Annotated in this window: 16 protein-coding genes and 1 pseudogene; 11 read left to right on the forward strand and 6 right to left on the reverse strand. The window is 44.3% G+C overall.

Annotated elements, in window-relative coordinates; all coding sequences use genetic code 11:
- Positions 1-13 precede the first annotated feature (13 nt).
- A complete protein-coding gene (locus AB4623_RS05055) occupies positions 14-1,447 on the reverse strand; it encodes an amidohydrolase family protein (protein WP_102428088.1) in 1,434 nt (477 codons plus the stop codon).
- A 176-nt stretch (positions 1,448-1,623) separates the two neighbouring features.
- Here AB4623_RS05055 and AB4623_RS05060 point away from each other — a divergent pair, with 176 nt between their 5' ends.
- On the forward strand, positions 1,624-2,898 hold the full coding sequence (locus AB4623_RS05060; protein ID WP_372145870.1) for an amino acid deaminase: 1,275 nt from the start codon (positions 1,624-1,626) through the stop codon (positions 2,896-2,898).
- A gap of 171 nt (positions 2,899-3,069) precedes the next feature.
- Entirely contained in the window at positions 3,070-3,933 is an 864-nt protein-coding gene (locus AB4623_RS05065) for a MurR/RpiR family transcriptional regulator (RefSeq protein ID WP_017062019.1), read from the forward strand.
- On the opposite strand, the gene AB4623_RS05070 is transcribed toward AB4623_RS05065, so the two are convergent.
- Positions 3,930-4,469 carry a hydrolase gene (locus AB4623_RS05070; protein WP_017065162.1) on the reverse strand — a complete coding sequence of 180 codons (540 nt, stop codon included), beginning with the start codon at positions 4,467-4,469 and terminating at the stop codon, positions 3,930-3,932. The two genes, AB4623_RS05065 and AB4623_RS05070, sit on opposite strands and share 4 nt — an antisense overlap.
- Positions 4,470-4,661: 192 nt before the next feature.
- Between AB4623_RS05070 and AB4623_RS05075 the strand changes: the two genes are divergently transcribed.
- The 6 genes and pseudogenes from AB4623_RS05075 to AB4623_RS05100 all read left to right on the forward strand — a co-directional run bounded on the left by AB4623_RS05075 (position 4,662) and on the right by AB4623_RS05100 (position 9,922).
- On the forward strand, positions 4,662-5,246 hold the full coding sequence (locus AB4623_RS05075) for a porin family protein (RefSeq protein WP_102333566.1): 585 nt from the start codon (positions 4,662-4,664) through the stop codon (positions 5,244-5,246).
- A 231-nt stretch (positions 5,247-5,477) separates the two neighbouring features.
- Positions 5,478-7,100, forward strand: coding sequence for a phosphoethanolamine transferase (locus AB4623_RS05080; protein ID WP_372145872.1), 1,623 nt, complete (start codon positions 5,478-5,480; stop codon positions 7,098-7,100).
- Positions 7,101-7,426: 326 nt separating this feature from the next.
- The gene (locus AB4623_RS05085; protein ID WP_017062015.1) at positions 7,427-8,362 is read left to right on the forward strand and encodes a CorA family divalent cation transporter; all 936 of its coding nucleotides are present in this window, start codon (positions 7,427-7,429) and stop codon (positions 8,360-8,362) included.
- Positions 8,362-8,937, forward strand: coding sequence for a mechanosensitive ion channel family protein (locus AB4623_RS05090; protein WP_017070158.1), 576 nt, complete (start codon positions 8,362-8,364; stop codon positions 8,935-8,937). Before AB4623_RS05085 ends, AB4623_RS05090 begins: the two co-directional genes overlap by 1 nt.
- Before the next feature lie 18 nt (positions 8,938-8,955).
- Positions 8,956-9,155, forward strand: a pseudogene (locus AB4623_RS05095) (AraC family transcriptional regulator); the annotation flags it as partial.
- Between the two features lie 134 nt (positions 9,156-9,289).
- Positions 9,290-9,922: an esterase/lipase family protein gene (locus tag AB4623_RS05100; RefSeq protein ID WP_372103093.1), complete on the forward strand. Its 633-nt coding sequence runs from the start codon at positions 9,290-9,292 to the stop codon at positions 9,920-9,922.
- A 151-nt stretch (positions 9,923-10,073) separates the two neighbouring features.
- Here the strand turns inward: AB4623_RS05100 and AB4623_RS05105 are convergent, their stop codons facing one another.
- On the reverse strand, positions 10,074-11,048 hold the full coding sequence (locus AB4623_RS05105) for an arginine deiminase-related protein (RefSeq protein WP_017061193.1): 975 nt from the start codon (positions 11,046-11,048) through the stop codon (positions 10,074-10,076).
- Positions 11,049-11,634: 586 nt separating this feature from the next.
- Here AB4623_RS05105 and AB4623_RS05110 point away from each other — a divergent pair.
- Entirely contained in the window at positions 11,635-13,485 is a 1,851-nt protein-coding gene (locus tag AB4623_RS05110) for an ABC transporter ATP-binding protein (protein ID WP_065584473.1), read from the forward strand.
- A 286-nt stretch (positions 13,486-13,771) separates the two neighbouring features.
- Complete coding sequence (locus tag AB4623_RS05115; protein WP_017065155.1) at positions 13,772-14,476, forward strand: hypothetical protein; 705 nt, start codon at positions 13,772-13,774, stop codon at positions 14,474-14,476.
- A gap of 108 nt (positions 14,477-14,584) precedes the next feature.
- Here AB4623_RS05115 and AB4623_RS05120 read toward each other — a convergent pair whose 3' ends face one another.
- A complete protein-coding gene (locus tag AB4623_RS05120; RefSeq protein ID WP_004732526.1) occupies positions 14,585-15,073 on the reverse strand; it encodes an Lrp/AsnC family transcriptional regulator in 489 nt (162 codons plus the stop codon).
- A 278-nt stretch (positions 15,074-15,351) separates the two neighbouring features.
- Between AB4623_RS05120 and AB4623_RS05125 the strand changes: the two genes are divergently transcribed.
- Complete coding sequence (locus tag AB4623_RS05125) at positions 15,352-15,522, forward strand: hypothetical protein (protein WP_017061196.1); 171 nt, start codon at positions 15,352-15,354, stop codon at positions 15,520-15,522.
- Between the two features lie 637 nt (positions 15,523-16,159).
- Here AB4623_RS05125 and putP read toward each other — a convergent pair.
- On the reverse strand, positions 16,160-17,650 hold the full coding sequence (gene putP / locus AB4623_RS05130; protein ID WP_029235685.1) for a sodium/proline symporter PutP: 1,491 nt from the start codon (positions 17,648-17,650) through the stop codon (positions 16,160-16,162).
- 183 nt (positions 17,651-17,833) lie between these two features.
- Positions 17,834-18,538, reverse strand: coding sequence for a 1-pyrroline-5-carboxylate dehydrogenase (locus AB4623_RS05135; protein WP_017065152.1), 705 nt, complete (start codon positions 18,536-18,538; stop codon positions 17,834-17,836).
- Positions 18,539-18,541 lie beyond the last annotated feature (3 nt).

Here is an 18,541-nt window from a genome sequence, read left to right on the forward strand (position 1 = left end):
AAATAATTAAATTCTAATTACGGTAAATAAAAACGCCTGAACGATTATTTTTTACTTTTCCTTTTTGGTAAGTTAACTCACCATTTACAAATACACTTTCGATTCCCTCAGCAACTGAAATAGGGTTTTCAAATGTTGCTGTGTCTTTAATATTCTTTGGATCAAATAAAACTAAATCGGCAAATGCGTCTTGGCGAATCTCACCTCTTCCCGCGAGGTTGTAGCGCTTCGCAGACATTCCGGTCATTTTGTGAATCGCTTCTGGCAGCGCAAACAGTTTTTCATCTCGGCAGTAGTGGCCTAAGACTTTCGGGAAAGTGCCCCACAATCTTGGATGTGGATGCGGGTCATTTGGTAAACCATCAGAACCAACCATGGTCAGCTTGTATTTCAATACGCGCTTTACGTCGTTCTCATCCATGCAGTGGTAAACCGCACCGGCTGGTTGAAGCGCTTTTGCTGCGTCCATCAGTGGTAGGTTCATCTCATCAGCAATCTGCTTAAGCGTTTTGCCTGCATGTTCAGGCTTTGCTTTAGACCAAGTGATGAAGATGTCGAAATCGTCCGTCACCTGTTTTAAATCTAACGTCGAAGAGCTCGCTGAATATGGGTAACAGTCGCAAGACACATCTTGGTGCTCTGAAACCTTGTCCATCAAATCAAGCACTTCAACGGTTCTGCCCCAGTTGCCTGCACCTGCACATTTAAGGTGAGAGATAACAACCGGTACTTTCGCGTATTGGCCTGTCTCAAACGCCTCTTCCATCGCGCTTAAGATCTCTTCAAATTCGGTACGCATATGCGTGGTATAGATGCCGCCATGGCTAGACAGCACTTTGGCTAACTGCATCACCTCATTCGCGTTGGCTTGCTTCGCACTTGCGTAAGCCAAACCAGAACTCAAGCCTAATGCGCCCTGCTCCATTGCTAAATCAAGGTTGCTTTGCATTGCTGCAATTTCTTCTTCGCTTGCGGTGCGTTGTAGGTCGTCCATCACTTGGTTACGCAGTGTGGTGTGGCCAACTAACGCTGCTACGTTCACCGCTGGTTGCGCCTGCTCCACTGCTTGTGCATACGCGGCAAAGGTTGGGTATTTGAAATCAACCTGCGCGCCTAAAAGGTTCATTGGGTCTGGTGGGTCGCCGGCCAAAACTGTAGGTGATGCACTGATACCGCAGTTACCAACAATCACGGTTGTCACACCTTGGCTGATCTTTGGTAGGCAGTCTGGGTAACGAATAACATTGGTATCGTCGTGTGTGTGTACATCGATGAATCCAGGAGCCAATGCTAAGCCTGCTCCCTCAACCAACTGGCTGCAATCTTCATGATCGATTTTGCCAATTTCGGCGATTTTTCCATCTCGGATTGCTACATCGGCACAAAACGATTGTTCGCCGGTGCCATCGAACACCTCTACATTTTTAATTATCGTATCGAACAACATTTCTCACTCTCTCAATCCACTCTGTTGATGGAGCTATATTAGAAATTCAGCCGATTATTTTCAGTGACAAAACACACATAATATTTTAATTTGTGTGATAGTTTCTACCACAAAATAGATTGTGGATATATTTAAACATTAAATAACAACAACTTAAATCATGTTAGGAATCAGTAATGAAACATAACCCTGCACATAAAGATGTTATAAAGTATCAAAACGATAGTTTTATCTTGACTGAAAAAGGCCAAAAAGGGAGAGCAATATCACAATCTGAGAACGGTGTTTATCGACTGGTTGATGAAGACATTTCGCTTCCGGTAGCAATTATCAAACAATCAGCGTTGACCAATAACCTGAATTGGATGCAATCATTCGCCGATCATCATCAGGTTAAATTGTCGCCACATGGCAAAACATCGATGACGCCTGATTTCTTCCGTCAACAGCTAGAAAATGGCGCTTGGGGAATTACCGTTGCGACACCTGCACAAGCAGAAATTGCAGCAATGGCAGGCGCAAAAAGAATCATCATGGCTAACCAATTGGTAGGTAAAACCAACATGGCGATCGTTGAACAGTTGATCAGTGAGTTTGATATCGACTTTTACTGTTGTGTGGATTCTTCGGTAAACGTGCAGCAACTTAACCAATATTTCTCTAATACAAAACAGACACTAAAAGTACTGATCGAATTTGGTGTACCGGGCGGTCGCTGTGGTTGTCGTTCACCACAAGAAGTTCTAGAACTGGCTCAAACCATACAAGACACACCTGCCCTTTCGCTGGCAGGTATTGAGGTATATGAAGGTGTGATTCACGGTGACAATGCAGAACAAGACATTCGTACCTTCTTAAATCACGCGCTCACCTCGGTCGAAAGCCTCGCGTCAGATGGCCTAATTGCAGGGCAACCTATCATCACGGGCGCAGGTTCGGCTTGGTATGACGTGGTTGCAGAATGTTTAGCGAACCTAACCGATTACTTGGCGATCATCCGCCCGGGCTGTTACGCGATTCACGACACAGGTATCTACCTAGACGCTCAAAGCAAGGTGTTGCAGCGTGCCCAAGTAAACCAAGGTTACGCGTGCGAATTGGGTGGAGATCTGGAATCGGCACTTGAGGTATGGGCGTATGTAATCTCTCGCCCAGAACCGACCAAACTAGTTGTTGGGCTAGGCAAGCGTGATGTGGCCTTTGATGCGGGGTTACCTATTGCCGAACGCGGCTATCGCAATGGCGAAGCTATCTCTGTGAAAGGGCTGACTGCGACCGCCGTGATGGATCAGCATACCTTTGTTGAAACGGACGGCTCTTCTGAAATTGAAGTGGGCGACATGATTGCATTCTCAACCTCACACCCGTGTTTAACCTTCGATAAGTGGCGCCACATTGCCATCAGCGATGACGACCATCAGGTAACAAACTGGGTGGAAACCTGCTTCTAGTTCGATTTTTCAATAAGCTAGAATCAGCGAAACAATAAGATATACTAACGGGGCTAACGCTTAGTTTTAAACGGCTAAATGGCTAAAAAGCTAAAGAGCTTACTTCTTACGAGCTAGGTTCTTAATAACTAGGTGATAACGATTAGCCCCATCAACAAAGGATCAGGATTCTTGAGTTTAGAAGTAGATATCATTTCACAGATAACGGAGCGTTTTCCCGCTCTTCGTGATGCAGAGAAAAAAGTCGCTAAGCTGATCATGGACGACATTGATTTTGCTGCCAATGCCAGCATCACAGAGCTTGCTGAAAGCGCTCAAGTCAGTGAAGCCACCATTACACGTTTTGCTAAGGCTATCGGCTGCAGCAACGTACGTGATATGAAGATCAAGCTTGCTCAAACACTGACAGTTGGCCAGCGTTTTATTCTCGAACCGGTTGACCAAACGGGTTATCAAGGTATCTACGAATCGATCAAGCAAAGCCTAGACATCAACCGCACCTTGTTCAAAGAGCAAGACGTTGAAACCGCAGTCAGCTGGCTGCATAACGCCAGACAGATCATTGCTATTGGTATGGGTGGTGGTTCAACCATTGCTTCTCAAGAGCTGCAACATCGACTGTTTCGTTTAGGCTACCCAGTGGTGTCGTACAACGATGGCTTGATGTCACGTATGGTTGCTGCCACGGCAGATGCTAATGACGTAATGGTGATGATCTCTGCGACTGGCTTTACACCAGTGATCACAGAAACGGCAGAGCTGGCTAAGCAGTACGGACTTAAGATCATTGCGATTACCCCACAAGATACACCGCTAGCAAAAATTGCCGATATCTTGTTACCCATCAAGCATATGGAAACCGACTTCATCTACAAGCCGTCGGCTTCTCGCTACGCTATGTTGGCGTTAGTGGATGTGCTTTCTATGGGAATCGCAGTCAATCACAAGAACCGCTCGCGCGACAAACTGCGTCGCTTGAAAGTTGCGCTCGATTCTTACCGAGGCGGTGGCGATAGACAGCCTCTCGGTGATTAACGAATCAAGGATAGAATGAGCTTAAATTCACGCGCGCGGCAGTCTTTCACAAGCTCGTATAAGCTCATTTCTAATCCTGTGATTTGGATACCAGCATCCATTAGTCGACGGATTGCCAGATCTTTGTTGAGTGCCGTTCGTGAGCTAACACAGTCGCCAACTACCTGAACCTTGTACCCAAGTTCCAACAACCCCATTGCGGTTTGATAAACACAAATATGAGCCTCAATACCACACACTAACCAAGTCTCTACATCCTTGGCTTGAACCGCCTCAACAAACTTGGGCTCATCACACGCGTTGAAAGTGAATTTAGGTATCGGCTTTGCATCATTCAGCAAGTCATTAAGTTCGTCGACTGTAGCACCTAGCTTCTCTGGGTTCTGCTCCAAACGAATAATTGACAGCCCCAAAACCTGCGCTCCTTGAGCTAACTTCCCGCAATTAGCAATCAGCGTATCGCTCTCATCAACAAGGCGTGCGAGCTTGCCTTGTACGTCCACAACCACCAAACCTGTGTTTTGTTTCGTTAGCATGTTTATTCCTTGTTTTAAACAGCCTGACTCACTAAGCAACCTGATGTGTATTTTTTCTACTATGTAACGATTCAGCTTACAAAGCCATACAGTAATACATACAAGACTACGGAATAATACTCACCAACGGTCGAAAGGTCGCAAAATAAAAATTATTGATACTGACATGACATTTAAGAGTGAGTAACAAAGATGAACAAGATAACGAAATCAGCATTAGCACTGGGTTTAATCAGCGCAGTTTCTCTTCCAGCTTTAGCAGCAGGTACTGACGGCGGTGCGTACATTGGTGGCGGACTTAGTGTCTACCAAGATTCTGACACAGACGGTCACGGTAGCTTAGATTCAGATGGCATGGGCTACAACCTATACGGCGGCTACCAATTCAACCGTATCGTAGGTGTTGAACTTGGCTACACAGATTACGCAAACTACAAAAATAGCGCTGAAAAGCTGTCTCCGACGTCTGTTTCTTTGTCAGCAAATCTTGGTTACACATTCGACAACACAATCCGCCCATTCGTATTGGCTGGTTTAAGCTCTGTTGACCTAAACGCAAATAAGAGTGCTGGTTACGCTGATGACAGCGGTACGGGTTTCCACTTTGGTGTAGGTGTTGAATACACGCCAATCGAACACCTAACGCTACGCTTAATCTCGCAAGCGGATGCAGTGAGCGTAGACGACACAGTCCAATTTGGTAACTCTCAAATATCAGCTGGTGACCACACGCTTGCCTTCAAAAGCATTAGCTTCGGTGGTTCATACAACTTCTAATGTGATTGAACCACATAGAATAAGCTGAACATACTAATTCACTTTGCTGTTCCACCTTGTCATGAAGGTCACTCAGTAAAGTAAATTTTTTGTATCTACACACCTTAGCGTCATTTCACTTTAGCCAGTTTATCGCTCACCATCACTGATTGAGCTTTATGCGTTGATATTAGAGCTTTCTTGGTAGCGAGACTAAAATAAAGGGATAAGTGACACAGGAAGACAAGACCTATGAATCTACCACGCTTAAACATGTCGATAAACAAACTCCCTTTCGTTTTGGCAGTGTATTACCTGCTTGTCATTAACTTGCCTATCTCACGCGAACTGTTCAATATTCTTAGTGCCTCACAAGCCGAAAGCATTGGGTTTATCATCTCGATCCCATTTTTCTTTCTCGCCGCATTCAACTTTATCTTTCAAGTATTCAACTGGCCGATATTCGCCAAAGCTTTTTTTATCTTGTTACTACTTACTTCCTCTTTAGTCAGCTACAGCATGTTCAACTACGGCATTTTCGTAGACTATGGAATGATAGAAAACGTCTTCGAAACCAACAGCGGAGAAGCCGCTAGCTACCTAAGCAGCTATTCTATTTTATGGTTTGTTCTGATGGGAGGAGTCCCGTCACTGCTGCTTTTATTTACGGATCTTGAAAGAGAATCTTGGAGAGATTTTGCGATTTGGAAGTCGATAGGGCTGCTGTCTTCGTTGATCGTCATTGCCATCATTGCCGGGTTGTTTTACAAAGATTACGCATCGATTGGTCGTAATAACTCTCATCTTAAAAAGATGATCATTCCGACCGAATACGTCGCTTCAACCGCAAAATACATCAACAATACTTACATCAAAGAACCGATTCCTTACCAAGAAATCGGCTTAGATGCGCAGCTAAAACCAGAAGCTAAACAAGCTGAAAAACCAACCTTATTGGTGTTTGTTCTTGGTGAAACGGCACGTGTATATAACTACCAATATTATGGCTATGAGAAAGAAACCAATGCTCATACCAAACCCTATAACCCGATCTTTTTCTCTGATGTTCAGTCATGCGGAACAGCCACTGCGGTTTCTGTGCCGTGTATGTTTTCTAACATGAATCGCAGCAACTACGATCGTGATAAAGCCTACAACCAAGATAACGTAGTCGACATTATGAACCGCGCGGGCATTCACTCTATCTGGCGAGAGCACGATGGTGGAGACAAGGCGGTCGCACATCGAATCAAAGAGATGACTCTCGTCGCCAAAGACAGCGACCCGCTGTGTAATAAAGATGTGTGCTATGACACAGCCATGCTAGAGAACTTCGAACAAGATACTCAAGTTCTTAAACAAGATAGCATCATTTTCTATCATATCTCCGGATCTCACGGCCCAACTTACTTTGAGCGATACCCAGAAGATCATAAGAAGTTTGTGCCAGACTGCCCACGTTCTGATATCGAAAACTGCACCAAAGAGCAAGTGGTCAACACCTACGACAACACCATCTTGTACACAGATTTCTTTCTATCACAGGCTATTCAGAAGCTAGAGAAACTCACCGATAAGTACAATGTTGCGCTGATGTACATTTCCGATCACGGAGAATCATTGGGAGAAAATGGCGTCTACTTACACGGCATGCCTTATTCATTGGCACCGAAAGAGCAAACCCATGTGCCTATGATAATGTGGATGTCTGATGGTTTCGCCGAGCAGAAAGGGATAAACCAGACCTGCTTAAGAAAGGCAGGCAAAGAACAGAGCTTCTCCCAAGATAACCTGTTCGACTCTTTACTCGGCCTAATGGATGTACAAACCAAAGAATACCGAGAAAACCAAGACATTTTTGCTGCGTGTCGGTAGTGCTTTTACTTATGTAAACCATCGGAAAACTCGAGTTGCCTGAACAAGCTCTCCTCAACTTCCCCTAAAAAGAAAAGACCTCGGTCTTTTCTTTTTTTCGTCGCTAACATGGAGCCAGAGTGCTAATTTATAACGACGAAACAATGAGCTACATTTAATAGAGACAATAATGGAAGAGTCCGTCGTACTCCAAAGACCAACATGTCTTATTAGACTTCATCTCACTCACATCGCTCATTGAACTTACCACGATTAAGCTCAGTTCAATACCGCGCCTGAATGGCGCATAATATCAATGTTTACGTCATATCATTAAGGACAAATGAATGGACGCTTTCATAATTTCAAGCTGGCAATTTTCTGAGGGGGTGGCACATGAACACACCACCAGCCCAGCCTCATTCGAGCAATCAACTTGGTATCACTGCCAAAGAGATGCTGACGGTTTGAGAGAATGGCTCCACAGTAATACGGTTCCAAATGCCATCATCGATTCATTACTCACCGATGACACCCGCCCTCGGTTCGAACAATTTGGCCACGACTGTTTTTTGATGATTCTGCGAGGCATTAATCTAAACGAAGGTGCTAACCCTGACGACATGCTTAGCCTACGCATCTTATGGTACAAAGGCACTTTAATATCGACACGTAAAGTTCCTTCAAAAGCGGTCAGTAATCTGATATCTGATCTCAAACAAAACCAAGGCCCTACATCATTACCTGATGTGTTGTTGGGCATGATCCGTGGAATCAACCACAGTATTTCAACCTTCCTAGCACCCGTCGAACTATTAATTGACGAGTTAGAATCTACATCCAATATCGACATAAGATCCATTAACGCTCTACATTCAAGGCTACTCAGACTAAGGCGTTATTTGAAGCCACAGAAATACGTTTTTGAAGATTTAATGAGTGACCTACCTGCGCCATTGAGTAAGCACAACAGTCATATAAAGAACAGCCTTGATACCATCCTGAGAATTAACGAGTCTGTTGAGTTTTACATCGAACAAATTAATGTATTTTTAGCGAGCCTAAGTCAGCAACAAGCTGAAAAAATGAATAGAAATACGTACCTATTTTCTATCATTGCAGGTATTTTCCTCCCTGCTGGGTTTTTCACCGGTTTACTGGGTGTCAATATCGCTGGGATACCCGGAACAGATAACCCGATAGCATTTCCACTATTTTGCGTTGGGCTGCTCGTGGTCATAGCGGCAGAGGTCGTTATTTTGAAAAAATTGAGGTTTATTTAATGGTTGAGTTTTTGCAATCCAATATGTGGCTTAGACAAGTAGTTTTAGGTTTACTTCTTATCACTGTGTATTGGGTGATCAAACGCTTAGGTAAGAACTGGATAGAAACATTAGCGGAAAATAAGCGTGTCGAATTGAAGCGAAAGCAGTTCGTGATTAAGTGTTTCAATATTGTTCTGTTTCTACTCTTCATCGCTGTGTTTACGATTGTTCTTAACTTGGGTTTTGGTGATATTTCTCTGTTCTTGTCTTCGATATTTGCGGTGCTGGGTGTCGCTTTATTCGCGCAATGGTCGATTCTAAGTAACCTCACAGCCAGCGTACTAATATTTTTCGTCTTCCCTTATCGCATTGGCGACAGAGTAAGAGTCGCGGAGAAAGACGAAGACATCAGCGGTGTGATCATCGATATCACCATGTTCCATGTTATTCTTCGACACAGTTCGGGCAACATTATCACCTACCCTAATAACCTGATCCTACAAAAAGGCGTAATCAAAGTTTTGGTTGAACCGGAAGCAAAAAGTGAAGCAGGTGATACTGAGCTAACCAAAACTGAAAATTCAGAATCATAAGATTTACTGGTGCCTTAGATATCGGCAAGTCAAACAGATAGACACAGCGAACTGATTCGTAAGATATTAAAAGAGCTTAGTTCGACATGGATTGCAAAACTTGGCGATAAAGGACATTAGAGAGAAGCTTCAATAAGGTAAAAAGTCTAACACCCAATACTTACGCCAAACAAGGCGGATTAACCATAGATGTGTATGGTGGAGTGAGATCTGACTAACCCACCTTTTCTCTATGACGAACGCACTGTTTATAACGTACACCTCTGTCTTTTGTGCCCCATTCGTAGCAAGTTTTATTGAGTTTAGATTTGCGACTAAATATACTGGGGACATCATCAGACGGAGGACAAAAATGAATAATAAAAACAAACATATAGTTTTAATTCATGGTCTATATATGCCTGCGTTGATCATGCAGTATCTGGATAGAAACTTCAAAAAACGCGGCTTTACAACGCACAAGTTTGCCTACAACTCGCTGCGTTTCCCTTCTGCAGCCAAACGCCTCAATCGCTTCGTAAATGCTCGCTTTAATGAGTACGATGAGGTCTATTTTTTTGGTCACTCACTCGGTGGCTTACTCATTCGTCACTACTTTAAGTTTTATCAGCCCAATTTTGCCGACACCTGCATTATTACCGCAGGGACGCCGCACAATGGGGCAACTATCGCCAAAACACTGTCGAATCATGGGCTTGGTTTTATATTTGGTTCGAGCAAAATGATCTTAAGCGATGGCCTGGGTGACTACGATATTGATGTGCCGATTGGCGTGATTACAGGTACCTACAACGCCGGAGTCGGACGTATTGTTCTGGGAAGAAACCCGGGCGATGGCACAGTCACACTCGAAGACGCCAACCTGAGAGGAGCAACGGATACTTACGCCCTCAAACTCAACCACACGGCGCTCGTCTACTCCAAAGAAGTCGTAACACTGTCGGCTCAGTTCATCGAACACAGAGCTTTTAAGGACGCTTCATAGCTTATTTCCATTAGCTTTTGCGCGTTGACTCCTGTATCGAGCTCTGTTCTCTTATATGTGAAAGACAAAAACAAAAATACCACTCTGCGATAAGAGTGGTATTCAAAGATTCATTACTGAAAGTGAGTGCTTGTTATACTTTCTATACTTGTTACAAGCGATTAACTCGTGTTGGTAGGAACACCTCACCCAACATGCATCGCACCGAACCACCGCCAATGTCTTCAATCGTTTTCACGTTAAATGGCAGCAGTTTTCCATGCGTCGAAAGCTGAGCTAACTGGGCTGGAGAAAACGCATCGTAAGCCGATTGAGACATCGCGATCACCTTGTCGCCATTCACGGTTTCAAGCTGCAGGATGTTGCCACAGAAACGGTTCATCTGATCAATTGAGATAGAGATAACCTGCTTATCTTTAGCAAGCGACTTCACCACAAAGCGGCGTTCAAACTCAGGAATCACTTCATCACAGATCACGCAGAAGTTATCGCCAATCGCCATCATCACATTGGTATGGTAAATCGGTTGGCCAGACGGTAATGCCGTTTGGAACGAGACCACGCGAGAATAACCAATGCGCTTCGCATAATCTTCTAACACTTCGCGGTCACAACGCTGAGAAAGCGCAGCGTAGATGGTCTTGTTGATATGGTCGATAACCATCACGCCCGTGCTCTCTAGATAAGAACCTTGCGCGATGTAAGACTCTAGAGACTCGCTATGGTTAACAATGCGACCCGACGCTTCTAACGCTTCAATAAGAGCATTTGGCTTAACTTCATTCTGACGGTTTTCACACGCCATAGGGAACGTGAATAAGCTTCCATCACTACAGGTACTGAACCAGTTGTTTGGGAAAACAGCATCCGGAGTTTCAACGCCCAATTCTGGGTAATCAAACTCTACAACTTGCACACCTTCTTTACGCAACGAAGCGACCATAGCTTTAAATTCGGCCATCGTTTCTACTTTCACCTCAGCTTCGGTCAGATTAACTCTGTGCTGAAATTCGTTATCACGTGCTGTTTCTTCGTTAAATTTAAACTCTTTTGGTGGCACCATAACAACGCAATTGGCGTTTTGAACATTAGTGATATGAAGTGATTTTTTGTGTAGGTTTAACATTTCAACCGTCCCTATCTTTTATTTACTTCAGAATTGTAAACAACTTGTTACGACAAGATTCACTGAAAAGAATATTTATTTGAATATTTATCCCAAACAATTACTGCAGATCTTAGATTAATCGGTAATTTTTACTGCAAGATAACAGCACATCAGAAAGAACCAACTGTATGCATATTCGTTAAGTCACTTTATGGATAAATATTCTGATTCCATTTTCTCGCCCATCACGAGTTTTGATTACAATTCAATCCATTTAACGTTAGGATTATCACCGTTGCATAACAATCAATTACGTTTGAAATAAGCTTAACTTTTCCTGTCTAATTCAATCTAAAATAAGCGTCATGAAAGACACTCTTTGGACCTTTCCTGTATCGCTTAGACAAAGTTTTAGTGTTTTAAAGCCAAGTGCCTAAATAGGCGCTAGAACAAAATCCATCGAATGACTTAATACTGATAAGAACCCATGGGCGCTTATATAATTTCAAACTAAGACAGTTAAATTTCGAATCAAGACCATAAAAACAAAGCTGCACCAACGATGCAGTCGCTTATAGATGCACTAGTTTATAAAGGGAAATCTATGTACAAGAAATTTGAAGGCTTTACTGAAGCCTTTCCAAAGGGAGAGCCGATACAACCTCCTACTGGCATACTGGCATTCTGCCGCCATTACACTCGAGGTTTCGAAAAACCATTGATTTTGCTCGGGTTGATGAGCATGACCATCGCGATCATCGAAGTCGCGCTGTTCGGTTACATGGGGCAATTGGTCGACTGGCTATCAACAAGCAACCCAGACACTTTCTTAGCAGACAACGAATCGACATTGATGGGGCTCGGTATTCTGCTGTTGGTTGTGATGCCAATCTTGATCAGTGTTTACTCGCTATTGCTTCACCAAACTTTGCTGGGCAACTACCCAATGTCGATTCGTTGGTTAGCACACCGCTACCTTTTGAAGCAAAGCCTGTCCTTCTATCAAGATGACTTCGCCGGACGTGTCGCGACCAAAGTGATGCAAACCTCGCTTGCAGTGCGCGAAACTGTGACCAAGATGGTCGATGTGTTTGTCTACGTGACGGTTTACTTCACGGCGATGCTGTTCATGCTTGCTGAATCAGATTGGCGCTTGATGGCTCCGATGCTGATTTGGCTATTCGTTTACATCGGTATTCAACTGCACTTCGTGCCAAAGCTAAAAGACGTGTCTTCAGAGCAAGCGGATGCTCGTTCACTGATGACAGGTCGTATTGTTGATAGCTACACCAACATCGCGACGGTGAAATTGTTCTCACACAGTAAAAGAGAAACCGAATACGCCGAAGAAGGCATGGAAGGCTTCCTAGATACTGTGCACCGCCAAATGCGCTTGGTAACCGGCTTCAACATCTGCGTGGAATTCGCTAACTATCTATTGGTGTTCAGCATTGCGGGTATCTCTATCTACCTATGGCTAGATAGCGCAATCACCGTGGGTGCAATCGCGATTGCGGTCAGCTTGGCTCTGCGTATTAACGGCATGTCGAAATGGATCATGTGGGAAATTGGTGGTCTGTTTGAGAACCTTGGTACCGTGATTGACGGCATTAAAACTCTGTCTAAGCCTATTGCTATTGAAGACAAGAAAGACGCGAAGCCTCTGGAGGTTCCACAAGGCGGTATCAACTTCGACAATGTAAGCTTTAACTACGGTGAGAATAAGGGGGTGATCAACAACCTAAACCTCAACATCAAACCGGGTGAAAAAGTGGGTTTGGTTGGCCGTTCAGGTGCAGGTAAATCGACCCTAGTTAACTTACTACTGCGTTTCCACGATGTAGAAAGTGGTCGCATCCTGATTGATGACCAAGAGATCTCGAGCGTTACTCAAGATTCTCTGCGTAGCAACATAGGTATGGTGACCCAAGATACCTCACTGCTGCACCGTTCGATCAAAGACAACATTCTTTACGGTCGACCAGAGGCATCAGACGAAGAGGTATACGCGGCGACTAAACAGGCACACGCGCATGAGTTTATCGAAACGCTAACCGACCCGTTTGGCAACGTTGGTTACGATGCTCAAGTGGGTGAACGTGGCGTTAAGCTTTCTGGTGGTCAGCGTCAACGTGTGGCTATCTCACGTGTTCTTCTAAAGAATGCTCCATTACTTGTTCTCGATGAAGCAACTTCTGCACTCGATTCTGAGGTAGAGGCAGCGATTCAAGAGAGCTTGATTGAGCTAATGGAAGGCAAAACGGTTATTGCGATTGCACACCGCCTGTCGACCATCGCAGCGATGGATCGCCTGATCGTGCTTGATGCCGGCAATATCGTAGAAGAAGGCACGCACCAAGAGCTGATTAACCAGAATGGTATTTATGCGCAGCTATGGAATCACCAAACCGGTGGCTTCATTGCCGATGACCTTGAGCAAGCTACAAACGCTTAATTTTTGTGCTATTTTAAAAGTGCGATGTGATTCACAGCAATTTGTTTATTAGCGGTAAATTACACATGGCAGAATGTTATGTCGTAATTATATAATGACATTAACACCAAAGACGCCTCGCTTGCGCGTTCTGGAATAAGGCTAGACTTCGGGGGGAGGCTAGCCTTTTTTATGCCTGCTATTTGGCGCTCTTTGCTACCTGTCCAATAAACTTCATCGATCCTTTTGTTTTTTTCTTGGCGTTTTTTTCTTAAAATGCGCGCAATATTCTTTCTAGAGATCAACCATGAACAAAAGTGTCTTAACTAACGTTATCGCGTTAGCGCTGCTTGCTGGCGGCTATGCGACAGCAAACCAATACTTGCTTTATGCAGGCCTATTCGCCTTTTCTGGTGCCATCACCAACTGGCTTGCGATTCACATGTTGTTCGAGAAAGTACCCGGCCTATACGGTTCTGGAGTGATTCCAGCGCGCTTTGAAGAGTTCAAGGCAGCCATCAAGCAACTGATGATGGAGCAATTCTTTACAGAAAGTAACATCGACCGCTTCCTAAGCAGCGAGATGACAGGAAAGTCGCTCAATCTAGAGCCTGTGATTCAGAAGATCGACTTTAACCCTGCATTCGACTCACTGGTGCATGTTATCGAGAACTCTCAGTTTGGCGGTATGTTGGCAATGTTTGGTGGCACAGAAGCACTAGAGCCAATGAAAGCGCCGTTTGTTGAGAAGATGCAAGAATCTGTGATTGAAATCAGCAAGAGTGATTCTGTAAAAAATGCCATCAAAGACGAGCTAGAATCGCCTGCGATGATGGATGAAATCAAAGAAAACATTGAGGCGATCATCGATCAGCGCTTGAATGAACTAACACCTAAGCTGGTTAAAGAGATGGTTCAGACCATGATCAAGAAGCACCTTGGCTGGCTTGTGGTTTGGGGCGGTGTATTCGGTGGTGTGATTGGCTTAATCTCTGCGGCCATTACGCTTTAAGGCGAACAAGTTTATCGGATTGCTCTTTATCTGACGCTCAACAAAAAATGGAAGCTTATTGCTTCCATTTTTTATATCTAAATCACGTTGGTAAGCGAAATTAGGCCACTATTTTAGAGTTGCCAACAACTCAGGGTTCACGCCGAAGCCCTTTTTATGCTCTTCAATCACCACTTCACTACGTGTCTGAATCACACCAGGCAAGGTGCCCAACTTCGTTGCCATAAACGCTTGGTACGCCTTCATGTCTTTCACTCGAACCTTGATCATGGTGTCAAAGTCACCCGACAGTGAGTAGCACTCTTCCACCTCAGGCATCATTTCCACGGCTTGGGCAAATTTGTCGAAGATCGAAAAGCTAGTCTGATCGAGACGGATATGGATAAAGACTTGAACATCGAGTCCCAGCTTTTCTGAACAAAGCTCAGCATGATAGCCCGTGATGTAGCCCTCTTTCTCCAATCGCTTGAGTCTATCAGAGCAAGGTGACGTCGTAAGGTTGACCTGTTTTGCCAGTTCAACAACAGGTAAACGCCCTTTCATATGCAGAATTCTTAGTATCTCTTTATCGATACGATCGAGCTGATGCTGAGACATAACATTCCTTAAACATTCTAAATTCCGCTCAGTATATTCCATACCAAGTGCAATCGAAGAAAACCTCGCTCACACATTTAAAAACTAAATGCACGGATGATATTCACGCCAGATATAAACACATACAAATAGATAAGAACCCTTATAAATCAAACTCTGGTTATTAACAAATTATTATAGAAATGACCCGATTAACAAATAAGTTGAGCCGGAAACGAAAGAAAGGATATAGGCCAAAGTGAATAATATAATTATCAAAGAGAAAGGATGACTCTATTATGAAAACGCAAGAACTCGCATATAAACCTTACGGTATTGGTTCATGGACACACGTAACGGTATCAAAAGATGTTGCTCAGGCACTAGCAAATGAATACTCAAACTATGGTTGGGATGTGAAGATTGATGGCGACGCCATTGTTGCCGAGCTAGCACTCAAAGCCGCATAGAAACGCAAAAACCTCCTAAAACGGAGGTTTTTTGATCTAAGTTAGTGAGCGCTTACTGTAAGTTAAGCTAAACCAATTTGGGGTACAGTACTTCCTGTTTCGCAACGGCAGTTACACGTGCGGCAGAAGTGCTGAGTTTCCATATCGTAGTGCAGGTTTCCACTAAATAGCTTTGACGTCCATTGCATCATACGGCCAGAAGCTGTCTCGGGCTCTGATTCACAACGTTTCATTATAGACTTATGTAGTGTTGTTTTTTTACATCCTTTGCAATAGAGATCAGGCATACCTTTGTCCTATAGGTCTTTAGTGGTTACTGACAATTGACACATCATGTCTAATTCAGTTCAACAATTCACCGAGCTAATCACAAAAGTGAGCGCCAAGTTCAAAAAATAGCCATTTTCTGTTTTATTTTTTGACATCACACGCCACCAACAAGACAGACCTTTCATTTCTCGCTCAAGATCCTTCGCTTTCGATTTACATTGTAAACCCCCATTTCAATATCAGAAAACCTCGAATAAACTTAATTTGAAATAAGACAAAGGTCGTACTCACATAAAAAAATAGAGCCACCGAAGTGACTCTATTGTTCATGTCTTTTGCTAATTCATTGGTATTTTTACAATGTAAATTAGTCTAGCTCAACGAGGTTCTTCTCGAACTCAGCGTGTTGCTTCTTAACTTCGTCTTCAGGCTCGCCCGTAATTAGACTCACGATAACGATAGAAAGAGTCGATAGGATGATTCCCGGTACGATTTCGTACACATCGAACCAACCGCCCGTGAACTGTTTCCAAAGTACGATAGTCACACCACCAACCACGATACCCGCGAGAGCGCCGTTACGGTTCATACGAGACCAGTACAGGCTCAATACAATAGCTGGGCCGAATGCAGCACCAAAACCAGCCCATGCGTAAGACACAAGGCCAAGTACTGAACTGTCTGGCGTCATCGCTAGCACAAGTGCAATCAAAGAGATTAGGATAACCGCGAAGCGGCCTACACGAACAATCTCTTCAGACGTCGCATCTTTCTTAAGTACTTGCTTATACAGATCTTCGGCTAGTGCAGATGAAGATACAAGTAGCTGTGAATCCGCAGTACTCATGATTGCCGCTAGGATTGCAGCAAGTAAGATACCTGCGATTACTGGGTGGAACATCGCGTTCACAAGAAGCATGAAGATCTTCTCGCCATCGTCTAGCTTAGGCGCGCCAGAGTTAGTCACGTAGATTAGACCAACCAGACCTACTAGCATTGCACCAACCATAGACAGAGCAGACCATACCACCGCGATACGACGCGCTGTTGTTAGGTCTTTGTTGCTACGTGTTGCTTTGAAACGAGCAAGGATGTGTGGCTGACCGAAGTAACCTAGACCCCATGCCGCTAGCGAGATGATCGCGATAGCAGAAAGTGGCTCACCTTTCACATCATTCCATAGCGTGAGAAGCTCTGGGTTGATGTTGTGAAGATCAGTCGATAGCTGACCAAGACCACCGTTCATCGCTGCGATTGGTACAATCAATAGCGCAGCAGACATCAGCAGACCTTGAACCAAATCCGTCCAAGATACCGCAAGGAAACCACCAAATAGCGTGTAAGAAACCACACATACTGTACCGATGATTACCGCTGTTGTGTAATCTAGGCCGAATACTGTTTCAAACAATTTACCACCTGCTACCAAGCCAGAACTTGTGTAGAAAAGGAAGAATAAAAGGATAAAGAAAGCAGAAATTGTTTGGATCAGCTTAGAATTATCATTGAAACGACGAGATAGGAACTCAGGTAGCGTCAGTGACTCTGTTGTAATGCTGTAAGTACGCAGACGCTTAGCACTGATTAACCAGTTCGCCCAAGTACCAACTAGCAGGCCACCAGCAAGCCAGAATGCTTCAAAACCAGCAGCATAAGCGTAACCCGGTAGACCAAGTAGTAGCCAACCACTCATGTCTGATGCACCAGCAGAAAGTGCAGCAGGCCATGGGCCTAGCGAACGACCACCTAGGAAGTAGTCTGTCGAGCTAGAAGTACGTTTGTAAGCAATAACACCGATTGCCAGCATCATAATTAGATACGCAATGAACGTCGTCGTTATTGCAAAACTGTTTTCTATCATTTGATAGTCCTCATTTGTAAAAAGCCTTCCATACCTAATTCAATGCAAGACACTCACCGTAAAGGCAAGCGAGTGCATTGAGTTAGGTATTGAGGCTCCAAGGCACTATGAGTTAAATCCAAAGATGGTGAAACCAACAATGGAGAAAACAAAAGTGCTTAGAGCCAATGTTACTGAAGGTTAGTGAGCTTCGCTTCCAAGTTCGAGCAAGGTCGCGTTACCGCCCACGGCTGTTATATTTATAGTTCGCGTACGCTCGGTAATGAAACGCAGCGATAAGTGTGGATCGTGAGCAACATGCATTGCTGTCAGATCCGTTTCAGCTACTAAACTGACGATGGCACCGTCACGCTTAGCAAGTTGTAAATTGATAGCTTGAGCCGTTTGTGAGTTACCTACGTAACCTGCGCTACGTACATCGCAAGACAGCAGCTGTTGAGCCGCGTCGTACGAAGCAACCTGCACCAAGTTCGTCGGTAAATTCGCTTGTTTCGCTGCATCAGCGATCAAGGTGTTGAATTGCACGTCATCACTGCACAATTGCACGCTGTTACCCGCTAATAGTGCTGCGGTAATCATCGCGGTTGCTGTTTGCAGTGCTGGCTCTTTGTCTTGGCAATCATCAACAATCACCAAAGCCACACCACGTCCTGCAGCATACAGCTCGTTTGTTTCACCAGTCGGGCCAGCCATTAGGTGCTGCTCAGAAAGCAGCGCAGAGGCTTGCTCTAGGTGATAAGTTGCCACTGCCGCCAAAGACGTAGATTGGCTTTCGATCTCTGATTTGAATGCAAGTACCTGAGCACTCTTATGATCAAAGTCGGTAAGATTCCATTGTTCCCACGCTAACAAAGCATCAGAAAAACCTGTCACTTGATGAACCATGAT

The organism is Vibrio sp. 10N.222.52.C12, from assembly GCF_041474215.1.
In the GTDB taxonomy this organism is placed as follows: domain Bacteria; phylum Pseudomonadota; class Gammaproteobacteria; order Enterobacterales; family Vibrionaceae; genus Vibrio; species Vibrio crassostreae_C.